We start from the raw sequence: 12537 nt of genomic DNA, 5'->3' as shown, positions 1-12537 counted from the left end.
CTTGGCCGCGTCCGGTGAGTGAGTAATTCGATTATATTCGAGTTACTTTATTTAAGTAAGGACGCAAAGTAGTTGGACATAATCCAATTATTTGGATTATCTTACTTTAAGTAAGTAGATATTTTTGTGTCCATGACAAAAAACCGCTAAGTAGTTATCCACTAAGCGGTCGATGGTATGCTGTTCTATTAAGATCTTCAGTCAGTAGGTTCCTGGGCCAACATCGTATTCCCCCACTTCTGTACCCATTTGTCCATTTCCTTCAAAGCCAATTGAAAATCGGTGCCCTTTTCCGTCAGCGAATACTCAACGTTTACGGGGACAGTAGGATAGACCCTGCGGTGCACGAGACCGTTTTTTTCCAAGTGTCGGAGTGTATCGGTGAGGGATTGGGTCTTGACGATGGATAAGTTCCGCTGAAGCTGATTAAACCTCTGTGGTCCGTTAAGCAATTCTTCAAGCACGAGGAAGGCCCATTTGGCACCCAGAATCTGCAGTACTTCACAGATGCTGGAGCCGGCTTTCTCCTTGGAGTTGTTGTTATGACTGGCTTGTTCGTCCATCGGAATCCTCCTCCTACAACAATATCCAATTAATAATTTGTATTATCTCTTTTCAACAAATCTCAACAACGTATCCACTTGGGGAGTCACATATCCATTACCTAATACCATCACACCGGAAAGGATTGTGAGATAGCTAGCAATCAATTCTTCCAGGTCCCCATCCACGACTTCCCCTCTTTGTTGTCCTTCCTCAAACAAGGGCAGCAAAAGTTTGACGTAGACATCAACCGGGTATTTTTGAATCAGTTGACTGACTTCTTCAGGAACCTCTTCAAAATTCCGTGCCCGATGGAGCAGCATAAAATACGGAGCTCCACTTTCATCGAGCATGCCTTGTGTGAGGATTTTAATTTTTTCGATCGGAGATCCCGTCAATTGGCTCAAATTGTCCATTTCTTGCATCGATGTTTCAACTGCTTCGCGGACCAGGGAGGTGAACAGTTCTTCCTTCGTTTTAAAATAATGGTAGAACAGCCCATGGCTCACGCCTGCTTCTGCGGTTATCATGCTGATTTTCGTACCTGGGAGGCCGCGCTGGGCAAAAATTTTGACTGCAGCCGACGTAATCTGCTGTTTGCGTTCTTCGTAAATTTTTTGAAGTTGGTCTTCCTTTAAACGCGGCATGTATTCAATCTCCTTCGGATATAAGAAAAAAGGTGGTGAGCAGTTTCGCTACCTGGTCAGGACCGCCGTCATTCTCTGGACCAAAATGGTCCAAATTGTTCACGGTTTCCAATGTTGATCGGGCAATTGTTCGGTTTAATTCATTCATCATTTCTTTCGTATAATCTGAGCTCTTGCCCCCTTGAATCAACAACACATCTGCATGGATACTGTTGTAATTCTGATAAGAAGAAGAGAGCCGCTGCACTTCACGGTGCTCAAGTAAATTTTGCGGAAGTAATTGAGCGGTTTTACGCCAATGGTCTCCACGTACCATGAGCCTCAAGATGAGTTTGGCATACCAATAGGGGAGCCTCGTTAAAGGGGTATGGCCCATCCCTCTCACGAAATGTGCAAATGCGTCACGTTCATCATTCTTGAGCATCGCCTGCTCATAACGCAGCATCCAAGCATCGTCCATCGGATTAATCACCACGCCAGGTTCGTACAATGCTACTTTGGTGAATGAAGCGTCCATTCTAGCCAGCTCCAGAGAGACAAGCCCGCCATAACTATGTCCAATCAAATAGTCGGCGCCTGTCGCTTGCCGGATGGCTTGAACATCTTCACATTCTTTATTCATAGCATACTCTAGACCCTGAGAACCACTCAAGCCCCGACCTCTTCGATCCATAAGGTGAACGGTAAAAGAGTGAGAGAGCGCAATGGCTAAGCGGATATAATCATTAGAATCCCTTAATGCAGCATGAACAAGTATGATCCCAGGACCCTTGCCGATCGATTTGAATCCAATTCGTGTTCGGTCACTTGATAGAACCTCGTGTTGGTGAAAAAAGCCTTGTATATTGGAAAAATTCTTTGAGTTAGACATATTTATTGACCTCCTCTAATTGATTGACTGTATCAATCAATAATAATGTATGATAGAAAGCCATTGTCTGTCAATGGCTTTCTTAGAGGAGGCATGCGTCGCGTTGTCTGATCCCGATTGTGAAAATAGCGGCACGTGTAGTCGCTCTGCTCCTACTGCAAGGCGCTCCATACTTCCCGATAATGCGGGCTGTGAATCAAGCCGATAATGTTTCCGAATGGATCTACCACCGACGCCGTGAACCAATTCACGCCACGCTCCGTCAGCGGTTCGTACACCGTGGCGCCGAGCTCTTTCAACTTCTCCAGCATGCAGGCAACATCGTCCACGTGCCAGTACAGTGTTGCGCCACCAGCACTTGCCATATTAGCTGCCGGGGGCGCGTACTTCTTATCGATGATGCCGAGCTCGTTCTGATAATCGCCGATCCGGTACTCGATATACGCGGGAGTTTCCGGATTCGGAGCTTGAAAATAGGGCTGCGCTCCGAGAAGTTTCGTATACCAAGCTCTCGCCGCATTCACGTCCTCGGCCCAGAAGCTAACGTTGGCCATTCCTCGTAAAGTCGTTGGATCAAGTGGCAGCTCCAAAGGAACAAATTGCTGCAAGCGGCTTCGTCCATTCGCATATACGATGTTCCTGATTGGGCGGATATCGCTTACCAACTTGGTTACAGCAGCCAGCAACACTTCATCTCGGACTTCAAGCGTGTTCTGGGCAAGACGCCGGCGCAGTACAAAAGAGAACTCCGCGACCCTGCATCCTCCATACGCGATCAAGTTTAACGAGTCATTACCAGCTTAGCGATCGCTTTCCGTAACTGAGATGAGCGGACTTCGGCCGTCGCTGTTTTCAAGATAGGCAGGAACGCGGCGTATTGGGCAGTCTTGTCGAGCCGGTGGAATGCCTGCTTCGCTTGTGTATGCTCCTCGAGTGCGGCCGCGAGATCCGGCGGAATCGCTGCGGTCTTCTGGGATTCGTATGCGGCATCCCATCGCCCGTCCGACTGCGCGAGGCGAATCTCCGCGTAACCGCGCTCCTTCATCTTTCCGGTCTCGATCAACTGCTGCGCTTTCTTCAAGTTGACCAAGGACCAAGGACTCTTCGAGCTCCGCGGAGAATACCGTTGCAGATAATATCGTGCGTCGAACGACCGCCGGTGACTGTCGATCCAGCCGTAACACAGTGCGCTATCGAGCGCTTCCTGAATGGTGATCGACGGGATTTCAGATCCTTTTTTGGCGATCCGAAGCCAGGCCTCGCCTTGCCGGTCGCTATGCTCCGCCAGCCATGTCTCCCACTCACTGGAGTTGGTAAAATCGATAAAATCCACTGCATTGGATATAGCCATTGTCGTATGCCCCTTTCGAATTCGTTTCATTATTCATCTGTCTACTCTCAGGATACCAATATTCAAACGCGGCGTATTACAAAAAACCGCAGAGCACGATGCACCATTAAGAGAGAGGCTACGAAGAATTGACTTAAGCAAATCTTTGTTATAAGATTAGAACGATCATTCGATCTATTATGAGCGGAAGGAGGCAGGACATGTTCGAACGATACAACAAAGTTCAGAAGGCGGTCTTGGAGACAACGTTGCATCTGATCATCGACCGGGAATTGCAAGCTACATCGATGTCGTTGATAGCCAAGGATTCTGGTGTCTCAACAGGTAACATCTATCATTACTTCAGCAGCAAGGAAGACATTATTAATGAGCTTTACAAGGCTATTGTCTTGTTCAACGGTGAGTTCGTAACGAAAGACCTGAACCAAGCTAATTCCGTAAAGGAACGTTTCCATCAGGCTTGGAGAAATGTATTCGAGCTAGGCAGGAAGTATCCGAAGGGGTTTCGGTTCATTGAGCAGTACTCGTTTTCACCCTATATTTATGAGCAGACCAAGGAGGAAGCCATCAATGGTGGCTGGTGCGGGCCGCTTGAGAAGCTGTATCAGCAGGCAGTCAACGAAGATATTTTCGTCGTTCTAGAGCCGCGCATGATGGTTCAGATGCATTACGGTTCCATCGTTTATCTTCTGAAGTTATATCAGCGAGATTCGCAGGACCTTACAGAAGAAATCGTCAATCAAGCAATTCTCGCCTGCTGGAACGCGGTGAGCAAAGAAAAAGGTTCGAACAGTTAAGTTCAGCCTACTTCTTTTATCATAAATAGATTGAACGTTCGATAGATTAATTATTGTTGCAAATCGCCTCGTTTAATAAAGGACTTTACACGTTATAGAATGAACGTTCAATTTAATTGGGCGAAAAATGAGTATCGGAGGAATTATTATGCCAACAAAAACAATTTTTATTACGGGAACTAGCTCAGGGCTAGGCAAGCTGACGGCCATTCATTTTGCGAACCTCGGCTGGAACGTCGCCGCGACGATGCGCACACCGGAAAATGAAACCGAGCTGATCGCATACGAGAATGTGAAGCTTTTCAAATTGGACGTTACGAACCTGGAGGAAGTCCATTCTGCTGTCGATGATGCGATTGCGGCCTTTGGGAAAATCGACGTCGTCGTCAACAACGCAGGAATGGGTGTCTATGGGGCATTGGAATTGGCTTTGGAAGAGACGATCGATTGGCAATATGACGTCAACGTTCGTGGACCGATCAATGTCATTCGAAAATTTGTACCACATTTCCGAGCCGTAGGTGGAGGCATGTTTATCAATATTAGTTCTTTCATGGGTTTCACAACGGCGGTTCCACTTGGTTCCTTGTATAACATGTCAAAATTTGCACTAGAAGGCTTGACGGAAGGGCTGTATTACGAGCTTAAACCGTTGAATATCGAGCTTCGTCTCATCGAACAAGGCGGCTCTACTGGCAACAATTTTAAGAATAACATTCGATGGAACAAAGACGAGAGTATCACGGCTTATGACGACCTAATGAATAAAATTACCACGTTGATGAATAATACGGATAGCAGCAATTTGGATGATCCACAAATCATCGTCGATGCCATCGCGGCTCAAGCATTCGGAGAAAGCAAACAATTCCGGACGGTCATTGGCGAGGCAGGTAATAACTTGTTGGCGCTGCGGAAGTCGCTTCCCATTGAGGAATACCTGGAAACGATGTTGCAAAGCTATAAATAATATATGATAAGCAGCGGCCGATCCTAGTGGATCGGTCGCTTTTTTAAGATTAAGCTGCCTCTTTAGGTTTTCTCCAGTACCAAAGGGTGCTAAAGATGAGATAGAGCGCCATGACTGCCGCAAGCAGGATAAGAGTGAATTCCGACATGTTCGCCATGGAATCAAGCCAACCGATTTTTTTCATGACGAACAGACTGATGTTAAACGCGATCCCAATGAGCAGAACAGACCATATGGATGGAAGACGTACATAGATGGATCCATAAATGAATCCTAACGCTACACCTAGAAGCTGCATCGCGATTCCTCCCGGCTGCAACGCCGCAATAATCAAAGCGATGACTAGAATTGACCAGAATACGGGAACCTGTTTCCGGGCTTCGTTGAACATGATACCGATGAACAGGATCAGCTCAAGTGCAGTGGTGAGCACAGAGGAAAGTATAATGTAAACGAAAGGAACAGAGGCGAAATATTCTTCTGTAAAATCATTGAACGTTGGAAGATCGTAGGAAAGAAGTAGTTTCATGGAGGCAGCATTCAATAAAGTGAACGCCAGCCCCATTGTTATCATGTGAATCGAAAAGCTCAGTTTGATTGGCGAAAAGCTGCTAAGACTCCAAAAGTTCACCGGTGTCTGTTTCAAAATTCGATATTTAATGGCATAAACAATTGCGGAAAGAGCGATCGTAACTACAAGTACCATGAATACCTGGATGGGGATGTTTTTTCCTTGTCCGAACTGTCCCCATCCTAATACAGGATCAATAACGATATTGTAGAGGCAGATGACTAAAATGATGACCATCACATAGAGCAAGTAATTTCCCAGCATCGATACATATCTCTTCATGAGAATCGCCGTCCTTTCAAATATGGTAAATAACGCTATGCCATAACGCTAATCGGGTTAATAGTGTACTTTCGACGAGAATAGAATGATGGCATAACGCTATTTCTACTTTTATTTTAAATAAGAGCATGTAGAGGGGCATTAACGCTATGCCATAACGCTATTCGGATATAATCCAAACTTTTCCAAAGCATAGGATGATAGCATAACGTTATTTATAACTTGAAATGAGCATGGTGATGCGCTTCGGATTTCGAGCTCGCTGTATGTGCCATTATTCTATTTGTATTTACGAAGCTTATTTTAATGAGAGTAATTCAAAAAAATCAAGAAAACTAATAAGAGCTTCTGACGCTTCGGGAATGAATACATTGTGGTAAAATAAGGGAATTAACAAAGTGCTTTGCGGGGAGTGTTAGAGTCATAAATATCCTGATAACTATAGAATTTCACGGATGGATTGATATTAAGGTATGGGAAAGCGAAAAGGAAATCACAATTGAATGATGGGTACTTTTTTTATTGCATAGTTGCAGGGTTTATAGGATTTTTTACAGCAATTTTGTTTGATAAGGATCGTAAAAAGAGAACAAAAATCGGAATTAAAGGACCTAATTAAAACGCCTTCGTTGGAATCACTCCAACAAAGGCGTTTTTTGCTATCCATTCCCGCAGAAAATGATAACGAAATAACAGATGATGATTACTTTTTGCCTATATAGTCAGTCTATCCGGTCCACAAACAAAGAACCAACAGAATGAATATCGACGGAAACATTGTACGCTCTTTAAGATGAGGATGTCGATGCACGACGGACTGCACATGGAAAAGGAAAGGTGAAACCATGAATTATCAATTGAACGACTTTGCATTTGATTTGCGAGCCAGTGTGGCTCCAGCTAATCACTTATGGGTATGTAGCGGATATAGTACAGTTGCTCCACTAGCAGGTACGGTGACTGGCGTCGGCGGATTGTTCTCTCCACCTTTTGGCGCGCAAGATATGGAAGTGCTGCTTGATTTCATGGCAGACGGACATCGCATTAGCGATACAGGTAACAAGGGGAAAGGGGATTGCGGGCTATTGTATTCAGGCGCCGAATGGCGGCCGGACCGGATCGAACGGACAGGAACGTACCACTACTTCGTGGAAGAACGCCTGGTTTCGCTCTCCGTGCGAAGCTCACTTGTTCCGCTAGCGGATCGTGCAGGATTTGTACTAACAGTATGGGTTATGAATCGGACAGACCGCAGCATCCAGTTGAACATTGTTCCACGCGTGACGCCAGGCCATCCAGGCATTCAATCCCTGAACGATTGGGATTTCGGCCATCCTTCTAAGGGCGCGGAGGTGCATGAAGTCGAAGATGGGATATGGGAGAACGATAAGGTAAGGGTTACTTTTATACAAGAGAAAAGGGAATCTGACTTACTCGCATCTGGGCAAGAGGCGGTTTACCGTTTGGCTATCCTGTTGACGAAGGCTCAAGAATCCGTATGCTTGGATGACAATTTAGCGGCATGTGAACGGCATACATATGAGGTCTGGGAGAACCGGATTCAGCGTTACTGTGAGTCTATCCCCAAGTTGACCAGTGACATTCCCGGTCTTGAAGATTACTACAGACGTTCGCTTGTCAGCGGTCTGATCTGTCTATGGGAGCATCCTGACTTTGCAATGCAGCCTTTCCCAGTTGTAGCTGGGATGGAAGGCGCCGGAATTTGCTGTTATCCGTGGGATACCGGAGGTTATGCAGCTCGGATGCTAGGATTGATGCTGGGAAGTGATAAAGTGATCGAGCTGGCGCACATGATGGCGCGAAGCGGTATTGAGCGTCATTCGAGATTCGCTCCTAGCGGTCTAGGGAAGGATGTTCCGTATTCGTACAGTCTATGGTCCTTCTTCAATTTGGTCTGGTGCAATGTAACACAGTATGGTGAAGGTTTGGAACTCTATGATTTGATGAAAAATTTACTGCTTCACGATGAAGAACGGCTTCCGGCTTGGGGCGAATTACTGGATTACGGCAAGCAGCACAATCTGCTCGAAATGAGGAGCGCCGCTCATGAGCATGTCGTATCCAGCCCCAACGCCGAAAGAGCGTGGTGCTATGATCGTTTGGCCGACATGGCAGAACGACTTGGACATGGGGAATCCCAAACATGGCGAGATAAAGCCAGCCGTATCCGTGCGGCGATTCAGGAACACTTATGGGATCCAGAGAACGGATGGTTTCTATGCCGGTACCCGAATGGGCACGTAGAGCGGGTGTACACGATTCAGGCCTTCGATACATTAAGAATGGGCATTTGCAATGCGGATATGACCAAATCATTACTGACACATTTAAAAGAAGGAGCTTTTCTTGGACCTTATGGTGTAAGCAGTATATCTGCGGAAGATTCGCTGCATTATGAATTGAATGACCCCGACTGGTCCGGCGGAGGCAGCTATACAGGTGAAAGCCCGACGCTCGCGCTTACGTTGTGGGAACAGGGGCAGCCCGCGTTAGCTTGGGATGTTCTGAAGCGCTTGTTCTGGATGGGCAAGCATCTGCCGTATTTCCCACAGGAGCACTATAGCGACCGGCCTGCCGTTCCAAGCCATAAGCGGGGGAACATCATAGCTGGTCTCACAGGCACAGAAGCACTGGTGTTTGGCATGGCGGGCATCAATCCGAAGTTAGATGGAACGTTAGAGATATGTCCACAGCCACCGCAAGAAGGAAGTGTCTCGATTTCTGGCTATCGTTATCGCGACCAACAGATTGACGTCCATATGAAGCCGAACCATTGCACGATTGTTTGTAATGGAAAGACGGTATATAGCGGAGCTCCTTCCGCAGCTATTCAGATAACCAAAGGATAGCAGATGACAACGGCACGGAAGAAAATGATTATCGGTTGGAACAAGCAACGAAATGAATATCGACGGAAACAACATAAGGCAATTAACATGAAGGCAGTGAACGATTGTTGGAGGATGTGACTAACCTATGAATAGAACAACAGTCCAGAGAAAGCGCGTGCTGACGCAGGCGACCTCAGTGGGCACATCGCACAAACCTGGATATCTGAAGCAGCTTTTGCTAGATATCAATAAAGAAAAACTGCTGTACTGCATGCTGATTCCTGGCCTTTTATTCTTCATCATCTTTAAGTATTTGCCGATGCTGGGTGTGGTCATTGCTTTTCAGGATTATCAACCTTTTGCTGGCATCTTAAAAAGTCACTGGGTCGGCCTGCAGCACTTTGAGCGTTTTTTCACGAACCCGGATTTTTGGAAGCTGTTCAGAAATACGCTCGTGCTGGCAGTTTACAATCTGCTCTTTTTCTTCCCGCTACCTATTATTTTAGCTTTGATGCTGAATGAGGTTCGGAAGGAGTTTTTCAAAAGATTCGTGCAAACCATCATTTATATCCCGCACTTTATCTCGTGGGTCGTCGTCGCAGGGCTGACATACACCCTGTTTACAACGGAGGGTGGTATTGTGAATGAAGCTCTCGCTTACATGGGCGGAGACAAGATTAACTTCTTGTTAAGCAAGGATTGGTTCCTTTCGATGATTACATCGCAAGTCATCTGGAAGGAAACCGGCTGGGGAACGATTATTTTCTTAGCGGCACTCTCTGGCGTCGATCAACAGCTATATGAAGCTGCGCGAATGGATGGAGCTAATCGGTGGCACCAACTTTGGCATATTACGTTACCCGCCATCCAAACGACGATAGTTTTGTTGCTTATTTTAAGACTAGGCAGCTTCTTGGACACTGGGTTTGAGCAAATTTTCCTTATGTTGAATTCCGGCAACCGGGAAGTAGCTGAAGTGTTTGATACGTACGTTTATACGTCCGGTCTAGTGAATGCGCAATTCAGTTACAGTACGGCGGTGGGATTGTTTAAATCTCTCGTAAGCCTGATTCTGGTCGTTTCTGCAAATGCAATGGCAAAGAAATACGGCGAGGAAGGGGTTTATTAGTATGAGAGATCGTACCATGAGCAGTAAAGTGTTCGATGCAGTCAATTATTTGATGCTATTTATCGTTGCGGTAATTACGGTGCTGCCGTTCATTTATGTCGTATCCGGTTCACTCGTAGCGTCGGAAGAGCTGCTTATCAAGAAAGTTGTGCTATTTCCTACGAAGTTTTCGTTGGATGCTTACAAATTTATTTTTTCCACCAAAATCATTTACACCAGCCTATTCATCACGATATTCATTACCGTTGTCGGAACGCTGATCAATTTGCTGCTTACAACGTTGATGGCCTATCCATTAGCACGCAAAACATTGCGCGGCCGGGGTAAGTTCATGCTGTTAATCGTCATTACCATGCTCTTCAGCGGAGGTATGATCCCTACGTTTCTCGTTGTCAAAACCTTTGGATTACTGGATACCTATTGGTCCCTATGGATCCCTTCGGCGATCAGCGCGTTCAATCTGATCCTGTTGAAAAACTTTTTCCAGCAGCTGCCTGAGGGTTTGGAAGAATCAGCGAAAATGGACGGCTGCAATGATTTGCAAATTTTGTACAAAATCGTTGTTCCGTTATCCTTACCCGCTATGGCCACGTTCGCGCTATTTTATGCGGTGGGGCACTGGAATTCCTATTTTACAGCCATTATGTACATCAATGATGCGAAAATGTGGCCCATTCAAGTGTGGCTGCGCCAAATTGTTCTTCTATCGGCAGGCGGTTTTACGGACGCAAGTGCAGCTTCGGAAATATCAGCTCCGCCTCAGAGCATTAAATACGCGGTTATCGTCGTTGCAGCTGTTCCGATATTGCTCTTGTACCCCTTCTTGCAGAAACATTTTGCCAAGGGAGTTTTGCTAGGTTCGGTTAAAGGATAGACGGTCAAGTCTGGTAAGATCGTCTTTCTTTCTATACAATAAAATGAAATAACGGAGGGTTTGTATGCGAAAAACAAAGGGTCAATTGAAAACAGGGTTAGCTGTTACTTGCACGACAGTCATGATGGCGTCCGTATTAGCGGCTTGCGGAGGTGGGGATCCCGTAAGTGACAGTGCGAAGACCACACCTGGGAGTACGAGCACGGCTCAAAAGCAGATTAAATTCAGCATGATGTCTCCCTTCTATGGCCAGCAGCCACCGGCAACCGATGATACGAATGCTGCTTTTAAAGCCATTCAGGAGCAGACCAATAGCAAGCTGGATATCACGTTCGTCCCTGGTGCGTCCTATAATGATAAGCTGAATGTGACGATAGCCTCAGGCAATCTCCCACAAGCGATGGTCGTCTTGGACACCAAGAATTCGGCCATTATCAATGCTGTCCGTTCCGGCGCTTTCTGGGAAATCGGCCCGTATCTCAAAGATTTTCCGAAAATCAGTAAGTATTGGAATGAAAAGATCGCTAACAATATTTCCGTAGATGGTAAAATATATGGGCTCTACCGTGACCGTCCTTTTGCCAGAAAAGGTATCATCTTCCGTCAGGATTGGCTCGATAACCTCGGTCTGCAGCAGCCGAAAACTGTAGATGACCTCTACAACGTTGCGAAAGCATTTACATTGAACGACCCGGATAAGAACGGTAAGAATGATACGTACGGTCTGACTTTGACCGATGATAATTTGATCACCGATGCAAGTCTTGTCCTTGTTACTGCGTTAGGCGGCTTTAATCAGTGGGGCGTGCAAGACGGTAAGGTGATACCTGACTTTATGACCAAAGAATACATGGATTCGCTCAAACTGCTCAAAAAAATGTATGATGAGAAGCTGATTAATCAGGACTTCGGCGCTATCAAAGGAACTAAGTTGCATGAAAACATCAACTCAGGCAAAGCCGGTATCTATCTAGCAAGTATTGATGATGCACCTAATAAGCATGCTGATCTGTACAAATTGAATCCGAAAGCTAAGATGGATTTCGTTATCGGGCTGCAAGGGCCAAAGGGAGTCAAGCTGCCTGCGAATTCAGGTTATTCCGGTGTGTTCATGTTCCCCAAATCCAGTGTGAAGACAGAAGCTGAACTGAAGGATATCTTAACTTACTTTGAGAAAAATCTGCAGGACGATGTATTGAAAACGTTTGCGTGGGGTGTGGAAGGCGTTCACTATAAAACAGAGAACGGTAATCCTTTGTTCACCAATGAGCAGTTGTACAAAGACCAAGTTGGTGACTTAGGGCAGCTTCGCATCGCACCTTCAACCTTGGCATGGCCGACAGAACCCGATATGGGGAAAAAAGTGAAGAAGCTGTATGAAGAAGGAATGCCGAATGCTGTGCCGAGTGTCATTGAGCCGTTTCTTTCTCCAACGAAAACTCAGCTGGGCGCAGAGCTTGATAAGCTGATCAATGATGCTCGCGTTCGTTTCATCATGGGTGAGGTCGATGAGGCTGGCTTTACCAAAGTCACGGAAGAATGGAGCAAAAAAGGCGGCGATAAAATCATCGAGGAATTTACAGCTGAGTATAAAAAAGCTCAACAAAAATAATGGTTAGGCGAAGCGGCGCTTCTTCCTGTCTATAACCG

At 46.0% G+C, this 12537-nt stretch carries 13 protein-coding genes; 7 read left to right on the top strand and 6 right to left on the bottom strand.

Annotation, left to right across the window (positions count from 1 at the left end):
- Positions 1-197: 197 nt before the first annotated feature.
- The 4 genes from GC096_RS27825 to GC096_RS27810 form a co-directional block, all read right to left on the bottom strand.
- A complete protein-coding gene (locus tag GC096_RS27825; RefSeq protein ID WP_171634766.1) occupies positions 198-563 on the bottom strand; it encodes a winged helix-turn-helix transcriptional regulator in 366 nt (121 codons plus the stop codon).
- Between the two features lie 42 nt (positions 564-605).
- Entirely contained in the window at positions 606-1190 is a 585-nt protein-coding gene (locus GC096_RS27820; protein ID WP_171634764.1) for a TetR/AcrR family transcriptional regulator, read from the bottom strand.
- Between the two features lie 4 nt (positions 1191-1194).
- Positions 1195-2061 carry an alpha/beta fold hydrolase gene (locus tag GC096_RS27815; RefSeq protein WP_171634763.1) on the bottom strand — a complete coding sequence of 289 codons (867 nt, stop codon included), beginning with the start codon at positions 2059-2061 and terminating at the stop codon, positions 1195-1197.
- 152 nt (positions 2062-2213) lie between these two features.
- Positions 2214-2615 carry a VOC family protein gene (locus tag GC096_RS27810; RefSeq protein ID WP_171634862.1) on the bottom strand — a complete coding sequence of 134 codons (402 nt, stop codon included), beginning with the start codon at positions 2613-2615 and terminating at the stop codon, positions 2214-2216.
- Positions 2616-2660: 45 nt separating this feature from the next.
- Here GC096_RS27810 and GC096_RS27805 point away from each other — a divergent pair, with 45 nt between their 5' ends.
- Positions 2661-2846: a helix-turn-helix domain-containing protein gene (locus tag GC096_RS27805; RefSeq protein ID WP_216626280.1), complete on the top strand. Its 186-nt coding sequence runs from the start codon at positions 2661-2663 to the stop codon at positions 2844-2846.
- Here the strand turns inward: GC096_RS27805 and GC096_RS27800 are convergent.
- A complete protein-coding gene (locus GC096_RS27800; RefSeq protein WP_171634761.1) occupies positions 2843-3412 on the bottom strand; it encodes a YdeI/OmpD-associated family protein in 570 nt (189 codons plus the stop codon). The two genes, GC096_RS27805 and GC096_RS27800, sit on opposite strands and share 4 nt — an antisense overlap.
- Before the next feature lie 200 nt (positions 3413-3612).
- On the opposite strand from GC096_RS27800, the gene GC096_RS27795 reads away from it, so the two are divergent.
- Positions 3613-4209, top strand: a complete 597-nt coding sequence (locus GC096_RS27795) for a TetR/AcrR family transcriptional regulator (RefSeq protein WP_171634760.1) — start codon at positions 3613-3615, stop codon at positions 4207-4209.
- A gap of 148 nt (positions 4210-4357) precedes the next feature.
- Positions 4358-5179: an SDR family oxidoreductase gene (locus tag GC096_RS27790; RefSeq protein WP_216626279.1), complete on the top strand. Its 822-nt coding sequence runs from the start codon at positions 4358-4360 to the stop codon at positions 5177-5179.
- 49 nt (positions 5180-5228) lie between these two features.
- Here GC096_RS27790 and GC096_RS27785 read toward each other — a convergent pair whose 3' ends face one another.
- Entirely contained in the window at positions 5229-6032 is an 804-nt protein-coding gene (locus GC096_RS27785) for a hypothetical protein (protein ID WP_171634757.1), read from the bottom strand.
- A gap of 845 nt (positions 6033-6877) precedes the next feature.
- On the opposite strand from GC096_RS27785, the gene GC096_RS27780 reads away from it, so the two are divergent.
- The 4 genes from GC096_RS27780 to GC096_RS27765 all read left to right on the top strand — a co-directional run bounded on the left by GC096_RS27780 (position 6878) and on the right by GC096_RS27765 (position 12499).
- On the top strand, positions 6878-8902 hold the full coding sequence (locus GC096_RS27780) for an MGH1-like glycoside hydrolase domain-containing protein (RefSeq protein WP_171634754.1): 2025 nt from the start codon (positions 6878-6880) through the stop codon (positions 8900-8902).
- A gap of 253 nt (positions 8903-9155) precedes the next feature.
- A complete protein-coding gene (locus GC096_RS27775; protein ID WP_216626285.1) occupies positions 9156-10013 on the top strand; it encodes an ABC transporter permease in 858 nt (285 codons plus the stop codon).
- 1 nt (position 10014) lies between these two features.
- Entirely contained in the window at positions 10015-10887 is an 873-nt protein-coding gene (locus GC096_RS27770) for a carbohydrate ABC transporter permease (protein WP_246303001.1), read from the top strand.
- Positions 10888-10951: 64 nt separating this feature from the next.
- Positions 10952-12499, top strand: a complete 1548-nt coding sequence (locus tag GC096_RS27765; RefSeq protein WP_171634751.1) for an extracellular solute-binding protein — start codon at positions 10952-10954, stop codon at positions 12497-12499.
- Positions 12500-12537: the final 38 nt, after the last annotated feature.

This window comes from Paenibacillus plantarum (assembly GCF_013141695.1).
GTDB classification, from domain to species: Bacteria; Bacillota; Bacilli; order Paenibacillales; family NBRC-103111; genus Paenibacillus_E; species Paenibacillus_E plantarum.
The sequence above is the reverse complement of the archived record's forward strand: the minus strand, read 5'-3'. Positions and strand labels throughout refer to the sequence as shown.